This is a genomic window from Microbacterium sufflavum (genome assembly GCF_023101165.1).
In the GTDB taxonomy this organism is placed as follows: Bacteria; Actinomycetota; Actinomycetes; order Actinomycetales; family Microbacteriaceae; genus Microbacterium; species Microbacterium sufflavum.
The window spans coordinates 2,041,561-2,058,085 of sequence record NZ_CP078076.1 but is presented as its reverse complement, the minus strand read 5'-3'; the positions used below and the strand labels follow the sequence as shown (position 1 = coordinate 2,058,085).

Below are 16,525 nucleotides of genomic sequence, written 5' to 3'. Positions count from 1 at the left end.
AGGGGTGACACGATGATATATGATTTCGGATACGACGCACAACGCGTCCGGCACGACATGCACCGAGCGCGAGGAGGCGCCCCCGTGACGGAACCCATCACCCGCCCCGGCAAGATCATCGCGATCCACCTGAGCTACGCGTCCCGCGCCGACCAGCGCGGCCGCCGCCCCGCCGCTCCCTCCTACTTCTTCAAGCCCGCCAGCTCGGTCGGCGTCTCCGGCGGCACGGTCGAGCGCCCGGCCGGCACGGAGCTGCTCGCCTTCGAGGGCGAGATCGCTCTGGTGATCGGCACCACGGCGCGCCACGTCTCGCTCGCCGATGCGTGGGACCACGTCGGCGCGGTCACCGCGTCGAACGACCTCGGCCTGTACGACCTGCGCGCGAACGACAAGGGCTCCAACGTCCGCTCCAAGGGCGGCGACGGCTACACGCCCCTGGGCCCCGAGCTCATCGACGCCCGCACGGTCGATCCCGCCGCTCTCCGCGTGCGCACCTGGGTCAACGGCGAGCTCCGGCAGGACGACACCACCGCCGGACTGATCTTCCCGCTCGCCCAGCTCGTCGCCGACCTGTCGCAGCACTTCACCCTCGAGCCCGGCGACGTGATCCTCACCGGCACCCCGGCGGGCTCGTCCGTGATCGTGCCGGGCGACGTGGTCGAGGTCGAGGTCGACGCGCCGGACGCGCCCGGCGCTCCGAGCTCCGGCCGCCTGGTGACCACGGTGACGCAGGGCGAGGTGCCGTTCGACGGCGACCTCGGCTCCCTTCCCGCCGTCGACGACCTGCAGCGCACCGAGGCCTGGGGCTCCCGCGAGGAGGCGGGCCTGCCGCCGGAAGAGGACACACCCACGCTCACGCCCGAGCTGCGCGCCCAGCTGCTCGAGGCTCCGACCGCCGGGCTGTCGGCTCAGCTGCGCAAGCGCGGCCACCACTCCTGCTTCATCGACGGCGTTGCGGCGAACCTCCCCGGCACCAAGATCGTCGGCACCGCGAAGACGCTGCGCTTCGTGCCGTTCCGCGAAGACCTGTTCCGTTCGCACGGCGGCGGATACAACGCCCAGAAGCGCGCGTTCGACGCGGTCGCCGAGGGCGAGGTCATCGTGATCGAGGCCCGGGGCGACGCCACCACCGGCACGCTGGGCGACATCCTCGCGCTGCGGGCGCAGAATCGCGGGGCCGCGGGCGTCGTGACCGACGGCGGCGTGCGCGACTTCGACGCGGTCGCCGAGATCGGGCTCCCCGTGTTCTCGCAGGGCGCGCACCCCTCGGTGCTCGGCCGCAAGCACGTGCCGTGGGACGTCGATGTGACCATCTCGTGCGGCGGCGCGACCGTGCAGCCCGGCGACATCATCGTGGGCGACGGCGACGGTGTGATCGTGATCCCGCCGGCTCTGGCGGCCGAGGTCGCCGCCGACGCGATCGCGCAGGAGGTCGAGGACGCCTGGATCGCCGAGCAGGTCGCCGCCGGCCACCCGGTCGACGGTCTCTTCCCGCTGAACGCCGAGTGGCGCGCCCGCTACGAGCAGGCCACCGGGGCCGGGAAGGACCAGCGGTGAGCACGGTCGAGAGCGCGAGCAAGTCGGAGCAGGCGTACGCCTGGATCCGCTCGCGCATCTCCGCGCACACCTACGGCCCTGGCTACCGTCTGGTGCTCGGCCCGATCGCCGACGAGCTGGGCATGAGCGTGGTGCCGGTGCGCGAGGCCATCCGCCGACTGGAGGCCGAGGGGCTCGTGACGTTCGAGCGGAACGTGGGCGCCCGGGTGACCCTCGTCGACGAGGGCGAGTACGCCCACACGATGCAGACGCTCGGGCTGGTGGAGGGCGCGGCGACCGCGCTGTCCGCTCCCCTGCTCGACGCCGACGCCCTCGCCGAGGCCGCCGAGGTCAACGACCGCATGGCCCGGCTGCTCGACCACTTCGACCCGCACGCGTTCACGGAGCTGAACCGCCAGTTCCACTCGGTGCTGTTCGAGCCGTGCCCCAACCCGCACCTGCTCGACCTCGTGCACCGCGGCTGGGCCCGGCTGTCCGGCATCCGTGACTCCACGTTCGCCTACGTGCCCGGCCGTGCGCACCACTCCGTGGACGAGCACGCCCAGATCCTCGAGCTGATCCGCGACGGCGCCGAGCCGCTGGAGATCGAGCTCGCCGCCCGCAACCACCGCTGGCGCACGAGGGACGCGTTCCTCGATGCGCTGCACACCCGTTCCGTCCCCGCCGAAGGAGAAGCATCATGACCGACTCCCGCATCCCCGCCGACCTGCCCGACCACATCCAGCACTACATCGACGGCTCCTTCGTCGACTCGGTCGACGGCGACACGTTCGACGTGCTCGACCCGGTGACGAACCAGACCTACACCACGGCCGCCGCCGGCAAGAAGGCCGACATCGACCTCGCCGTCGCCGCCGCCAAGCGCGCGTTCGACGAGGGGCCCTGGCCGCGCATGCTCCCCCGCGAGCGCTCGCGCGTTCTGCACCGCATCGCCGACATCGTCGAGTCGCGCGACGCCCGCCTCGCCGAGCTGGAGTCGTACGACTCGGGTCTGCCGATCACGCAGGCGCTGGGTCAGGCCCGCCGCGCCGCCGAGAACTTCCGCTTCTTCGCCGACCTGATCGTGGCGCAGGCCGACGACGCGTTCAAGGTGCCCGGCAAGCAGATGAACTACGTCAACCGCAAGCCGATCGGCGTCGCCGGGCTCATCACCCCGTGGAACACGCCGTTCATGCTCGAGTCGTGGAAGCTGGGTCCCGCGCTCGCGACCGGCAACACGGTCGTGCTGAAGCCGGCCGAGTTCACGCCGCTCTCCGCCTCGCTGTGGGCGGGCATCTTCGAGGAGGCCGGGCTGCCGCAGGGCGTGTTCAACCTCGTCAACGGCCTGGGTGAAGACGCGGGTGACGCCCTCGTGAAGCACCCCGACGTGCCGCTCATCTCGTTCACGGGCGAGAGCCGCACCGGGCAGATCATCTTCGGCAACGCCGCTCCGTTCCTCAAGGGACTGTCGATGGAGCTCGGCGGCAAGTCGCCCGCCGTGGTGTTCGCCGACGCCGACCTGGAGGCCGCGGTCGACGCGACCATCTTCGGCGTCTTCTCCCTCAACGGCGAGCGCTGCACCGCCGGGTCGCGCATCATCGTCGAGCGGTCGATCTACGACGAGTTCGTGGAGCGCTACGCCGCCCAGGCGAAGCGCGTGAAGGTGGGCTACCCGCACGACCCCGCGACCGAGGTCGGCGCGCTCGTTCACCCCGAGCACTACGACAAGGTGATGAGCTACGTCGAGATCGGCAAGTCCGAGGGGCGTCTGGTCGCCGGTGGCGGCCGCCCCGAGGGTTTCGAGGAGGGCAACTTCGTCGCGCCGACCGTGTTCGCCGATGTCTCCCCCGACGCCCGCATCTTCCAGGAGGAGATCTTCGGCCCGGTGGTCGCCATCACCCCGTTCGACTCCGACGAGGAGGCGCTCGCGCTCGCGAACAACACCAAGTACGGGCTCGCGGCGTACATCTGGACCAACGACCTCAAGCGCGCGCACACGTTCGCGCAGTCGGTCGAGGCGGGCATGGTGTGGCTGAACAGCAACAACGTGCGCGACCTGCGCACCCCGTTCGGCGGGGTGAAGGCGTCGGGCCTCGGCCACGAGGGCGGCTACCGCTCGATCGACTTCTACACCGACCAGCAGAGCGTGCACATCACGCTCGCCTCCACGCCCCACAACCCGACCTTCGGCAAGAACTGACACCCGTCGCACGAGCAAGGACGCTGACATGACCGACAAGACCAAGAAGACGCTGACCTCCTCGGGGTACTACGTGAGCCAGGAGGCTCCGATCGAGTCCGACAACCCCGTCGCGACGCCGAAGAGCACCCCGCCCGACATCCTGCGCTGCGCGTACATGGAGCTCGTGGTGACCGACCTGGCCGCCTCGCGCCAGTTCTACGTCGACATCCTCGGCCTGTACGTGACCGAGGAGGACGACGAGGCCATCTACCTGCGCTCCACCGAGGAGTTCATCCACCACAACCTGGTGCTGCGCCAGGGCCCGATCGCCGCGGTGGCCGCGTTCTCGTACCGGGTGCGTTCGGCCGAGGACCTCGACCGCGCCGTGGAGTTCTACACCGAGCTCGGCTGCGACGTGCGCCGCAAGGAGGACGGGTTTGTGAAGGGCATCGGCGACTCCGTGCGCGTGGTCGACCCGCTCGGCTTCCCGTACGAGTTCTTCTTCGCCACCGACCACGTCGAGCGCCTGTCCTGGCGGTACGACCTGCACACCCCGGGTGAGCTCGTTCGCCTCGACCACTTCAACCAGGTCACCCCCGACGTGCCGCGCGCCGTGCGCCACTACCAGGACCTCGGCTTCCGCGTGACGGAGGACATCCAGGACGACGAGGGCACCGTGTACGCCGCGTGGATGCGCCGCAAGCCCACCGTGCACGACACCGCCGCGACCGGCGGTGACGGCCCGCGCATGCACCACGTCGCCTTCGCGACGCACGAGAAGCACAACATCCTCGCGATCTGCGACAAGCTCGGCGCGCTCCGCCGCTCCGACGCGATCGAGCGGGGCCCCGGCCGTCACGGCGTCTCCAACGCGTTCTACCTCTACCTGCGCGACCCCGACGGCCACCGCGTCGAGATCTACACGCAGGACTACTACACGGGCGACCCCGACAACCCCGTGGTCACGTGGGACGTGCACGACAACCAGCGCCGCGACTGGTGGGGCACCCCGGTCGTGCCGTCCTGGTACACCGACGCGTCGCTCGTGCTCGACCTCGACGGCAACCCGCAGCCGGTCGTCGCCCGCACGGACTCCAGCGAGATGGCGGTCACGATCGGCGCCGACGGCTTCTCGTACACGCGCGCCGACGAGGGCGAGGGCTCGATGCCCGAGTACAAGCAGGGCGAGTACAAGCTGGGCCACCAGCTCTAGGGGGCACGGATGCTGTCTGAGGAGACGATCGCGCAGATCGCGGCGGAGCTCGCCGAGGCCGACCGCACGCACGGCGTGATCCCGCGCATCACCGCGCGGTACCCGGAGGCCACCGTCGAGGACTCGTACGCGATCCAGGGTGTGTGGCGCGACTCGCAGGTCGCGGCGGGGCGCCGGCTGGTGGGCCGCAAGATCGGGCTGACCTCGAAGGCCATGCAGCAGGCGACGGGCATCACCGAGCCCGACTACGGCATCATGTTCGACGACACCGTCTACGAGTCCGGCGCCGAGATCCCGACCGCGCACTTCTCGAACGTGCGCATCGAGGTCGAGCTCGCCTTCGTGCTGAAGGAACCCCTGGAGGGTCCGGACTGCACGCTGGACGACGCCCTGGCCGCGATCGACTACGCGGTCCCCGCGCTCGAGGTGCTCAACTCGCACATCGAGCTGGAGGGCCGCACGATCGTCGACACGATCAGCGACAACGCCGCCTACGGGGCGATGGTGCTGGGGACGGTGCGCAAGCGCCCCGATGAGATCGATCTGCGCTGGGTGCCCGGTGTGCTGTCGCGCAACGGCGAGATCGAGGAGACGGGCGTGGCCGCCGGCGTCCTCGGGCACCCCGCCACCGGCGTCGCGTGGCTCGCGAACAAGTTCCACCAGCACGGCGCGCGGCTGGAGCCTGGCGAGATCATCCTGGCAGGATCGTTCACGCGCCCGATGTGGGTGTCGCGCGGCGACGAGGTGCTGTGCGACTACGGACCGATGGGAACCATCACATGCCGCTTCGTCTAGCCCCGTCGTTCCGCGCACAGCTCGCGGAGTCCGACCGGCCGTTCGTGGGGATGTGGGTGTGCTCCGGCAGCCCGCTGCTCGCCGAGGTGGCCGCGGGCTCCGGCCTGGACTGGCTCCTGATCGACATGGAGCACTCCGCCAACACGCTCGAGTCGGTGCTCCTCCAGCTCCAGGCGGTCGCGGCGTACCCGGTCACCCCGCTCGTGCGAGCTCCCTTCAACGACGCGGTCGCGCTGAAGCAGATCCTCGACCTCGGCGCGCAGAATCTGATCGTGCCGATGGTGTCGTCCGCCGAGGAGGCCCGCGCCGCCGTGTCCGCGACCCGCTACCCGCCGGAGGGGGTGCGCGGCGTCGGCAGCGCCCTGGCCCGCAGCGCCCGGTGGAACCGCGTCGAGCGGTACCTGCAGGAGTCGGCGCAGCACACCTCGCTCACGGTGCAGATCGAGACGACCGCGGGGGTGGAGGCCGCGGCCGACATCGCGGCGGTCGACGGCGTCGATGCCGTGTTCGTCGGCCCGTCCGACCTGTCCGCGTCGATGGGGCTGCTCGGCCAGCAGACGCATCCCGACGTCGTCGCCGCGGTGGAACGGGTCTTCACGGCCGTGCACGACGCCGGGAAGCCGGTGGGCGTGAACGCGTTCGACCCCGCCGCGGCCGACGCCTACCTCGCGGCGGGCGCGGACTTCGTGGCGGTGGGCGCCGACGTGGCGCTGCTCGCCCGGGCGTCCGAGGCCCTGGCCACGCGCTTCATCGGCACGGACGGCACACCGCGCTCCAGCTACTGACCCGCCGCGCCGCGTGATCCGTGGCAGGATGACTCGGTGCACAGCAGCGAGGCGTCCCGATGATCCGCGGTCTCGCGGCGATGCAGGACCGCAACTTCCGCTGGTTCTTCCTGGCGCGGGCGATCACGATGATCACCGGCTCGATGTCGTCGATCGCGCTGGCCTTCGCGGTGCTGGAGATCGACAACGACGCCCGGTCGCTGTCGATCGTGCTGGCCGCGTTCACCGTCAGCAACATCGTGTTCGTGCTGTTCGGCGGGGTCATCGCCGACCGCCTGCCGCGCGCGCTCATCATCCAGTCCTGCTACGTCGTCGACATCCTGTCGATCGGCGCGATGGCCGCCCTGCTCTTCACCGGCACCGCGACGGTCCCCCTGCTGGCGATCCTGTCGGTGGTCAACGGCGCCTCCACCGCGTTCGTGCTCCCGGCGATGCAGGGCATCATCCCGCAGCTGACCACCCCGGAGCACCTGCAGCAGGCGAACGCGATGCTGTCGTTCGTGCGGTCGGCCGTCACGATCGGCGGACCGGTCATCGCGGGTGTCGTGGTCGCGGCCGCCGGCCCCGCGTGGGCCATGGTGGTGCAGGCTGCGGGCTGGCTGGTCGCGATCCCGGTCCTCGCACTCGTGAAGCTGCCTCCGCCCGCCGCGGAGGGCGGCACCACGATGTTCCACGACCTGCGGATCGGGTGGCACGAGTTCTGGAGCCGCAGTTGGCTGTGGACCATCGTGCTGGCCTTCATGATCATGAACGCGATCCACGTCGGGGCGTGGGGGGTGGTGGGGCCCTACATCGCGAAGAACGACGACCGGCTCGGCATCACCGGCTGGGGGTGGGTGCTCAGCGCGGAGGGCGTCGGCGTGCTGCTGATGACGCTGCTGCTGATGTGGGTGCCGCTGCGGCGTCCGCTGCGCTACGGGATGATCGGGATCGCCGCGTTCGCGATCCCGCTCACCGTGCTCGGCGTGCATCCCGGGGTGGTGCTGCTGGCGATGGCCGCGTTCCTCGCGGGGGCCGGAGCCGAGGTGTTCGCGACGGGCTGGAACCTCGCGATGATGGAGAACGTGCCCGGCGAGAAGCTCTCGCGCGTCGCCAGCTACGACATGCTGGGCAGCTTCGTGGTGATGCCGATCGGCACGCTCGTGTACGGCTGGCTGATCACCCAGGCCGATCCGGCCACCGTGCTGATCGCGTCCGGCGCGGTCTACGGCGCGATCGCCCTCGCGACGCTCGCGGTCCCCAGCGTCTGGCGGATGGGACGACCGGCGGCGGCGGTCGCTCCGGCCCGCGCCGAGGTGGCGGATTCATAGCAATCACGGGGAGACTGGGGGCATGACCTTCGCCGCCCTCCAGCCGCTCGCCGACCGTGCCGCCCTGTTCACCGCGCTCCGCCAGGACGCCCTCTCCGCGGCTGCCGATGCGCTCGGCGAGCACCGCTGGGATGCCGACCTGACTGCGGGCACGCTCACGTTCACGGCGAACGCGGATCCCACGCGGCAGCTGGTGACCCGCGCCCACCTGATCGCGACGATCGCCCCCGGGCCGCGCTCGCTGCTGTGGGCATGGGCGCACCCGCAGGGCGACCCCCAGGGTGTCGCGGCCCAGCTGCGCGCGTACGGCACCGAGCACGGGGTCGCCGAGCTGACCTCCCCCGAGGTGCCGTTCCCGGCCGAGGCCTCGGGCGACGCGGACTGGATCGCGCAGGCGGCGCACACGATCGGCGGGGTCGCGGTCGAGCTGACCGGGCGCTCCCCGTACTACTCCGCGCCGGTCGACGGCGGCACGCGCGCGGTGTTCCTCCTCGACGCACCGCTGGCGCCGCTCACGGTGGCCGACGCCGTGGTCGCGCTCCCCCGCGTGCTCTCCGGTGCGGCGCTGCCCGACGCCAGGACGTCGGTGTGGGACCTCGCTCGTCTGGCCGGCTGGACGCTCACGTGGACCGACGAGGCGTTCTCCGGTGCGACCGTAGTCGACACGAGCGGCACCGCGACGTTCCGTTTCGACGAGCAGGCGCGCATCAGAGGCGTCGAGAGCTCGCTGCACGGTCGCTGAGCCCAGTCTCCTCCCGCCGGCACCGTCTCCTCGCACCGTCTCCTCGCGCTGCGGAATGGAGAAGGCGCCCCTCCCGGCCGGGTGGGGCGCCTTCTCGATCCCGCGGTGACGGGCCGCCGGTGTCAGACCGCGCGCTCGGCGGCTTCGACCACGTTGGTCATGAGCAGCGCCACCGTCATCGGTCCGACGCCGCCGGGGTTGGGCGACAGGTAGCCGGCGACCTCCGCCACATCGGGCGCGACATCGCCGAACACCAGGCTCTTGCCCGTCTCCGGGTCGGTCTCGCGGGTCACGCCCACGTCGAGCACGGCGGCGCCCGGCTTCACGTCCTCGGCGCGGACGAGGTACTTCACGCCCGCGGCGGCCACGATCACGTCGGCCTCCCGCAGGTAGCGCGGCATGTCGACCGTGCCGGTGTGGGTGAGCGTGACGGTGGCGTTGAGGTCGCGGCGGGTCAGCAGCAGCCCGATCGAGCGGCCGATCGTGACGCCGCGGCCGACCACCACCACGTGCTTCCCCTTCAGGTCGTAGTCGTTGCGCAGCAGCAGCTCGATCACCCCGCGCGGCGTGCACGGCAGCGGCGTGTGGATGGGCGCGTTGACGTTGAGCACGAGCCGGCCGAGGTTGGTCGGGTGCAGGCCGTCGGCGTCCTTCGCCGGGTCGATCCGCTCCAGGATGGCGTCGGTGTCGAGGTGCTTCGGCAGCGGGAGCTGCACGATGTAGCCGTGGCAGGCGGGGTCGGCGTTGAGCTCGTCGATCAGCGCCTCGACGTCCTCCTGGGTCGCGTCGGCGGGCAGCTCGCGCTGGATCGAGTTCATGCCGATCGCCTCGGACTGCCGGTGCTTCATGCCGACGTACAGCTGCGAGGCCGGGTCGGCACCGACGAGCACGGTCGCGATGCCCGGCGTGATCCCGCGCTCCTTCAGTGCGGCGACCCGCTCGGTCAGCTCGGCCCGGATCTCGGCCGCGGCGGCCTTCCCGTCCAGGATCTTCGCGGTCATGTGATTCCTCTTCTTCTCTCCCCTCCCGCCGGGTGCAGGGCTTCCCGTCGAGTGCACGCCCCGCTCGCGTGAGCAGGCCGTGCACTCGGCAGGATCCGGTGCGCTCGGCGCGAGGGACTACTGCTGCAGGTCGGGGTAGAGCGGGAAGGCGGCGGCGAGCGCGTCCACGCGGGCGCGCAGGGCCTCCACGTCGGCGCCGGGCAGCAGCGCGAGCGCGATGATGTCGGCCACCTCGGTGAACTCCGCGTCGCCGAAGCCGCGCGTCGCGAGCGCCGGGGTGCCGATGCGCAGGCCCGAGGTCACCATCGGCGGACGCGGGTCGTTCGGCACGGCGTTGCGGTTCACGGTGATGTGGATGTCGTGCAGGAGGTCTTCCGCCTGCTTGCCGTCGATCTCCGCGTCGCGCAGGTCGACCAGCACGAGGTGCACGTCGGTGCCGCCGGAGCGCACGGCGATGCCCGCGTCCTGCACGTCCTGCTGCGACAGGCGCTCGGCGATGAGGGCGGCGCCGCGGAGCACGCGCTCCTGCCGCTCCTTGAACTCGGGGGTGCCGGCGAGCTTGAACGCGGTGGCCTTGGCGGCGATCACGTGCATGAGCGGACCGCCCTGCTGGCCCGGGAACACCGCGCTGTTGATCTTCTTGGCGATGTCGGCGTCGTTCGTCAGGATGAAGCCGGAGCGGGGGCCGCCGATCGTCTTGTGCACGGTCGAGGAGACGACGTGCGCGTGCGGGACCGGGTTGGGGTGCAGACCCGCGGCGACGAGGCCGGCGAAGTGCGCCATGTCGACCCACAGCACCGCACCGACCTCGTCGGCGATCGCGCGGAAGGCCGCGAAGTCCATCGTGCGCGGGTACGCCGACCAGCCGGCGATGATCACCTTCGGCTTGTGCTCGAGCGCGAGGCGACGCACCTCGTCCATGTCGATGGTCGAGGTCTCGGGGTTCACGCCGTAGGCGACGATGTCGTACAGGCGGCCGGAGAAGTTGATCTTCATGCCGTGCGTGAGGTGCCCGCCCTGGTCGAGCGAGAGGCCCAGGAGCGTGTCGCCGGGGCGGGCGATCGCGTGCAGCACGGCCGCGTTGGCGGACGCGCCGGAGTGCGGCTGGACGTTGGCGAACTCGGCACCGAAGAGGCTCTTGGCCCGCTCGATCGCGAGCGACTCGGCGACGTCGACCTCTTCGCACCCGCCGTAGTAGCGGCGGCCCGGGTAGCCCTCGGCGTACTTGTTGGTCAGCACGGAGCCCTGCGACTGCAGCACCGAGACGGGGACGAAGTTCTCCGAGGCGATCATCTCGAGGAAGGTCTGCTGACGCTTCAGCTCGCGGTCGAGGACCTGGGCGATCTCCGGGTCGACCTCGGCGAGCGGGGCGTTGAAGTAACGGTCGGTCATGACGTGCTCCTTTGACGACGGATTCGAGGGGTGTTCGCATCGGCCCAGGCGCGCGGTCGAATTCCGTGGTCAGTCGCTCCCCGGTGGTAGTCCACCCAGACGCCAGTCGCGACGGTTACGAGCATAGCGGATCGGCGGAGCGGGACAGCGCGCTGCCGGCGGGTGCCCGACCGGCCACGCAGAATCGTTTCGATTCCGCTGTTCCCCTGGGCGTCCGCGGCCGATAGGTTTTGTTCATGGTCTTTCCTCTCGAGCTCCCCCTCGTGCCCGCCCCCGCCTCCGCCACCGTCGGCGACGGCCGCCTCGCGATCACCTCCACGTCCCGCATCCAGGGCTCCTCCCCCGCCGCCGCGCAGCTCGCCGCCGCGGTCGAGCGCCGCACCGGCCTGCGGCTGGAAACGGCCGCCGAAGGGCCGGCAGATATCGAGCTGCGCCTCGACAGCGGTGTCGCGGCTGCCGAGGGGTACACGCTGCGGATCGACGACCGCGCGGTGGTCACCGGCGACGACGAGGCCGGACTGTTCTACGGCGTCCAGACGCTGCTGCAGCTGCTGCGCGAGGACGCCGGAGGCTGGGCGCTGCCGCACGTGGAGATCGCCGACGCCCCGCGGTTCGCGCGCCGGGGCGTGATGCTCGACGTGGCGCGCCACTTCTTCGGCGTCGACGACGTGAAGCGCTTCATCGACAGCACGAGCGCCCTGAAGTACAACCACCTCCACCTGCACCTGAGCGACGACCAGGGCTGGCGGGTGCACATCGACGCCTGGCCGCTGCTGACCGAGCGTGCGGCCACGACCTCGGTCGACGGTCACCCCGGCGGCTTCTACACGAAGGACGACTACCGCGAGATCGTCGCCTACGCCGCGACGCGGCACATGATCGTGATCCCCGAGATCGACCTGCCGGGACACACGCACGCGATCGGCGTCGCCTATCCGGAGCTCGTCGAGGAGCCGGTGCTGAACGACGCCCTCGTCGCCGACTCCGAGCGGCTCGGGCAGCCGCTCCCGGTCGCCGGCGAGACGTATCTCGGATGGGGCGTCGGCCACTCCAGCGTGCGCATCCACGAGGAGCGCACCTACGACTTCGTGCGCGACGTCGTCCGGGAGCTCGCCGAGATGACGCCCGGTCCGTACATCCACATCGGCGGCGACGAGTCGCTCGGCACCCCGCAGGCCGACTTCGACCTGTTCGCCGAGCGCGCGACGGCGATCGTGGTCGCGGAGGGCAAGACCCCCGTCGCCTGGCACGAGATGGGCTCCGCCGCGAACATCGCCGAGGGGACCGTCGGACAGTACTGGGGCAAGACCACGCCGGAGGGCACGCACGCGGCGGAGGCCGCGCACTTCGTCGAGCGCGGTGGCGCGCTGATCATGTCCGCCGCGAACGTGACCTACCTCGACATGAAGTACACCGAGGACTTCCCGCTGGGGCTCACGTGGGCGGCGATCATCGACGTCCGCTCCGCCTACGAGTGGGAGCCGACCGCGGTGCTCGACGTGCCGGAGTCCGCGATCCTCGGCGTGGAGGCGCCCCTGTGGTCGGAGACCACCCGCACGCTCGACGAGGTCGAGCAGCTGGTGTTCCCCCGCGCGGCGGCCCAGGCCGAGGTCGCGTGGTCCCCGCGCGAGGGTGCCGGTCGGAGCTGGGAGTCGTTCCGGGCGCGGGTCGGACGACTCGCGCCGCTGTGGAAGGCTGAGGGGGTCGATTTCCACCCCGCCGCCGACATCCCCTGGAGCGAACGTTGACCACCCACTCCTCCGCGACCGGCTCGCTGGTCGTCCACTCCGCCCGCATCGTCGACCGCGGTGAGGTCACCGACGACGGATGGGTCCGCATCGAGAACGGCGTCGTCGTCTCGCGCGGCACCGGGTCGGAGTGGGAGTCCGCGGACGAGGTGGTCGACGCGGCGGAGGCCGCAGGTCCCGGCGCCGTGCTGACCCCCGGCTTCATCGACATCCACGGCCACGGCGGCGCCGGTGCCGCGTACGACGACGGCATCGACGCGATCCGGACCGGGCGCGACCTGCACCGCGCGCACGGCACGACCCGCGCCGTCATCTCGCTGGTGACCGGAACGCTCGACGCACTGGCGGAGAGCGTCGCGACCATCGCCGACTTGACCGAGACCGACGTCGACGTGCTCGGCTCGCACCTCGAGGGCCCGTTCCTCGACCCCGGCCACCACGGCGCGCACGAGCCGTCGCTGCTGCGCCACCCCTCCGAGCGGGACGTCGCCCGGCTGCTGGACGCGGGGCGCGGCACCGTGCGCCAGGTGACGATCGCGCCGGAGCTGCCGGGTGGGCTGGACGCCGTGCGGCAGATCGTCGCCTCCGGCGCAGCGGCCGCCGTGGGGCACACCGACGCCGACGCCGACATGGCGATCGCGGCGTTCGAGGCGGGAGCGTCGATCCTCACCCACGCGTTCAACGCGATGAACGGCATCCACCACCGCGCCCCTGGCCCCGTGCTCGCCGCGGCCGCCGATCACCGGGTGATCCTCGAGGCGATCGCGGACGACATCCACCTCGACCCCGCTGTCGTGAAGCTCGTGTTCGACGCGGCGCCGACCAGGGTCGCGCTGATCACCGACGCCATGGCCGCCGCGGGCAGCGCCGACGGGCAGTACGACCTCGGCGCCGTTCGCGTGACGGTCCTCGACGGGGTGGCGCGCGCCGACGACACGGGCTCGATCGCCGGGTCGACGCTCACGCAGGATGTGGCACTGCAGCGCGCCGTACGCGCGGGGGTGCCCCTGACCGAGGCGGTGCGCGCGCTCACCGAGACACCGGCGAGGGCCGTCGGACGGCACACGCGTCTCGGCGCGCTGCGCGCGGGCATGCTCGGTGACGCCGTGCTGCTCGATGCGAGGCTGCGCGTCGCGCGGGTCTGGACGGGCCAGGCACTGTCCGCCTAGAAGGACAGCACTCCGCGCGACGCGCAGCGCTGCGGCCTCCGATCGAACAGGTCGTGACACCCGCCGGACTCCCCAGATCGGCGACTGTCTCTCCCGTAGAGCGGGATGGTGGGCCGCCGTTCTCCCCAGATCGGCGGCCCCTCTCCCATAGAGCGGGAAAGACCGGCGCCGGACTCCCCAGATCGGCGACTGTCTCTCCCGTAGAGCGGGATGGTGGGCCGCCGTTCTCCCCAGATCGGCGGCCCGTTCCCTCCCGTGTCGAGCGGGCGGGGCCGAGGGCTCCTCCCCCGAGGACCTCGACCCTTCCCCTGATGCAGAACCCCCCGCATCAGAGCCTGAACTCCGCCCCCCGGTGGAGTTCGCATGGCTGTCTCTACGGGATGAGACGAAGCGATCTCCAGTTCATTACGCGACTTCGGAAAAAGTTTTCGGGGCTGGATGCCGAATGACAGAACCCGATGGATCTCCTTCGAACAGAGCACGAAGGGGTGGCCTTATCAGGACTTTCGCGGGACAATCGTCGTACCGCGTAATAAGACGCGCGCTCGCGCGTCTCTTCCCCTGAGGGCCGATCCGCGCCCCGGGACAGATGGATGATTGTGCACCGAGAGAACACCACACCTGACGAGCCCATCGGCGATGCCGACCTGATCCTCCGCACCCGCTCCGGCGACACGACGGCGTTCGGCGAACTCTGGAAGCGTCACTACCCGTCCGGCATCGCCGTCGCACGATCGGTGACCTCGTCGATCGACCCGGACGATCTGGTGCAGGAGGCGTACACCCGCATCTACCAGGCGATCGCCAAGGGCGGTGGGCCCAACGGGTCGTTCCGCGCCTACCTGTTCACGAGCATCCGCAACACCGCCGCCGCGTGGGGACGCTCGCGCCGCGAGACCGCGATCGACGAGCTCGACACGGTGGCCGACCCGAGCAGCACCGAGAACGCCTCCAACGAGGCGCTCGACCGCAGCCTGACGGCGCAGGCATTCCGCAGCCTTCCCTCGCGCTGGCAGGAAGTGCTCTGGTACACCGAGATCGAGCAGATGAAGCCGCAGGAGGTCGCACCGCTGCTCGGCATGAAGGCGGGCGCCGTCTCCCAGCTCGCGTTCCGCGCGCGCGAGGGTCTGCGCGAGGCGTGGATCCAGGCGCACCTGCGCAGCGCGACCCCCGGGTCGGACTGCCAGTGGACGATCGAGCACCTCGGCGCGTACTCCCGCGGCAACCTCGGCACGCGCGACCACAAGCGCCTCGAACTCCACCTCGACGAGTGCGCGCGCTGCATGATCGTCGCCGCCGAGGCCAAGGACGTCTCGATGCGCCTCGCGCTCGTCATGCTGCCGCTGGTGCTCGGCGTCGCGGGTGCCGGTGGCTACCTCGCGACCCTGCAGGGCGGTGGCGCTCCGATCGTCGCGATGGCGGCCATGCCGTCGAGCATCGCCGGCGGCGTGCTGGTCGGCGATGGCGGGGCGGGGCACGCGGCAACGGGTGTCGCCGCGTCCGGTTCCGGCGCGTCCGGTGGGTCCGGCTCCGCGGGGGGCAGCAGCGCCGGCGGTGGAAGCGCGAGCACCGGAGGGGCGTTCACGGGCATGGGAGCGCTGGTCGGCGCGGGGTCGGCCGCACTGGTGGTCGCCGGGGTCGTCACCGCTGCCGCGATCGTTCCCGGTCTCGCCGGCGCCAGCCCCGCGACGTCGCTCCCGAGCGCCGCGGACGGCGACTCCTCGATCACGACCGACATCGCGCCCGACACGTCGCTCGGGCTCGACGAGCCCATCGTGATCGAGGCGCCCGCGGAGGAACCTCCCGCTCCTCCGGCCGCCGAGGTGCCGACACCGCAGCCGACCGAGCAGTCCGGCACCGTCGTCGTCCCGTCGGCGCAACCCGTCGCACCGATCGCGCCGCCCGAGCAGGTGGACCCGACCGACCCCACCGACCCGACAGATCCGACCGACCCCACGGACCCGACCGATCCCACGGACCCCACGGACCCGACCGATCCCACGGACCCGGTCGAGCCCGCGAAGCCGACGGAGGGGCCGCAGTGGAGCGCCGCGACCATCTCCTTCACCGGGATCCAGCTGCACTACACGGTGCCCGTCTCCGGAGCCCCGGGTCTTCAGGTGGAGGCGCTGATCGACGGCGCCACCGGTGGCGGCGACAGCATCACGCTGGATGATGCCGGCACGGGGACCATCGATCTCCGCCCGACCGCGCGTCAGCTGTGGAACGCGGACACCACCACGGTCACCTTCCGCTACGTGTTCCCGGACGGACCGGGGGCCTCGACAGACACCACGCTGCTGTCCCTCGCGCTCGAGACGCCCGTCGTCCCGGAGCAGCCCGCCGAGGACACCGCGCCCGTCGGCGACACGACGGCCGCGGCGGATGCGGCTGTCGTCCCCGACGAGACAGCGCCCTCTCCGGCACCGGCTGACGCGGAGCCCGCTCCGGCCGAGCCCGCTCCGGCCCCCGTCGAGCCCGCACCGGCCCCCGTCGAGCCCGCGTCGGCCCCCGTCGAGCCCGCGTCGGTTCCGGCCCCGGTCGAGGCTGCACCGGCCGAGACTGCACCGGCTCCCGTCGAGGCCGTCGCGACCCTCTCCGAGCCCGTCGCTGCGGCGGCAGAGGGCTCGACGATCGCCGAATAGACTGGAG

13 protein-coding genes and 1 riboswitch are annotated in these 16,525 nt (G+C 71.5%); of the genes, 11 read left to right on the top strand and 2 right to left on the bottom strand.

What is annotated here, in order from left to right; translation table 11 throughout:
* The first annotated feature begins 57 nt into the window (after positions 1–57).
* The 8 genes from KV394_RS10065 to KV394_RS10030 are packed head-to-tail and all read left to right on the top strand — an operon-like array spanning position 58 to position 8,563.
* Positions 58–1,557: a fumarylacetoacetate hydrolase family protein gene (locus tag KV394_RS10065; protein ID WP_407665436.1), complete on the top strand. Its 1,500-nt coding sequence runs from the start codon at positions 58–60 to the stop codon at positions 1,555–1,557.
* Positions 1,554–2,240: a GntR family transcriptional regulator gene (locus KV394_RS10060; RefSeq protein WP_136033966.1), complete on the top strand. Its 687-nt coding sequence runs from the start codon at positions 1,554–1,556 to the stop codon at positions 2,238–2,240. Before KV394_RS10065 ends, KV394_RS10060 begins: the two co-directional genes overlap by 4 nt.
* Positions 2,237–3,736, top strand: coding sequence for a 5-carboxymethyl-2-hydroxymuconate semialdehyde dehydrogenase (gene hpaE / locus KV394_RS10055; protein WP_136033965.1), 1,500 nt, complete (start codon positions 2,237–2,239; stop codon positions 3,734–3,736). The genes KV394_RS10060 and hpaE overlap by 4 nt, the downstream gene beginning before the upstream one ends.
* Before the next feature lie 28 nt (positions 3,737–3,764).
* Positions 3,765–4,931, top strand: coding sequence for a 3,4-dihydroxyphenylacetate 2,3-dioxygenase (hpaD, locus tag KV394_RS10050; RefSeq protein WP_136036961.1), 1,167 nt, complete (start codon positions 3,765–3,767; stop codon positions 4,929–4,931).
* 9 nt (positions 4,932–4,940) lie between these two features.
* Positions 4,941–5,726 carry a fumarylacetoacetate hydrolase family protein gene (locus tag KV394_RS10045; protein ID WP_247981367.1) on the top strand — a complete coding sequence of 262 codons (786 nt, stop codon included), beginning with the start codon at positions 4,941–4,943 and terminating at the stop codon, positions 5,724–5,726.
* Complete coding sequence (locus KV394_RS10040) at positions 5,711–6,511, top strand: HpcH/HpaI aldolase family protein (RefSeq protein ID WP_136036959.1); 801 nt, start codon at positions 5,711–5,713, stop codon at positions 6,509–6,511. Before KV394_RS10045 ends, KV394_RS10040 begins: the two co-directional genes overlap by 16 nt.
* A gap of 59 nt (positions 6,512–6,570) precedes the next feature.
* The gene (locus tag KV394_RS10035; RefSeq protein WP_247981366.1) at positions 6,571–7,821 is read left to right on the top strand and encodes an MFS transporter; all 1,251 of its coding nucleotides are present in this window, start codon (positions 6,571–6,573) and stop codon (positions 7,819–7,821) included.
* Positions 7,822–7,843: 22 nt separating this feature from the next.
* Positions 7,844–8,563 (top strand): DUF6882 domain-containing protein, encoded by a 720-nt coding sequence (locus KV394_RS10030; RefSeq protein WP_247981365.1) that lies wholly within the window; start codon positions 7,844–7,846, stop codon positions 8,561–8,563.
* Positions 8,564–8,685: 122 nt separating this feature from the next.
* Here the strand turns inward: KV394_RS10030 and KV394_RS10025 are convergent, their stop codons facing one another.
* On the bottom strand, positions 8,686–9,564 hold the full coding sequence (locus KV394_RS10025) for a bifunctional methylenetetrahydrofolate dehydrogenase/methenyltetrahydrofolate cyclohydrolase (protein ID WP_247981364.1): 879 nt from the start codon (positions 9,562–9,564) through the stop codon (positions 8,686–8,688).
* Positions 9,565–9,681: 117 nt separating this feature from the next.
* A complete protein-coding gene (glyA, locus tag KV394_RS10020; RefSeq protein WP_136033951.1) occupies positions 9,682–10,956 on the bottom strand; it encodes a serine hydroxymethyltransferase in 1,275 nt (424 codons plus the stop codon).
* A gap of 35 nt (positions 10,957–10,991) precedes the next feature.
* Positions 10,992–11,076: riboswitch (ZMP/ZTP riboswitch) on the bottom strand.
* Between the two features lie 116 nt (positions 11,077–11,192).
* Between glyA and KV394_RS10015 the strand changes: the two genes are divergently transcribed.
* From KV394_RS10015 to KV394_RS10005, 3 genes are all read left to right on the top strand, one after another.
* Positions 11,193–12,704, top strand: a complete 1,512-nt coding sequence (locus tag KV394_RS10015) for a beta-N-acetylhexosaminidase (protein ID WP_247981363.1) — start codon at positions 11,193–11,195, stop codon at positions 12,702–12,704.
* The gene (locus KV394_RS10010) at positions 12,701–13,873 is read left to right on the top strand and encodes an N-acetylglucosamine-6-phosphate deacetylase (RefSeq protein WP_206251621.1); all 1,173 of its coding nucleotides are present in this window, start codon (positions 12,701–12,703) and stop codon (positions 13,871–13,873) included. Before KV394_RS10015 ends, KV394_RS10010 begins: the two co-directional genes overlap by 4 nt.
* Before the next feature lie 593 nt (positions 13,874–14,466).
* Positions 14,467–16,518 (top strand): sigma-70 family RNA polymerase sigma factor, encoded by a 2,052-nt coding sequence (locus tag KV394_RS10005; protein WP_247981362.1) that lies wholly within the window; start codon positions 14,467–14,469, stop codon positions 16,516–16,518.
* The last annotated feature ends 7 nt before the right edge of the window (positions 16,519–16,525 follow it).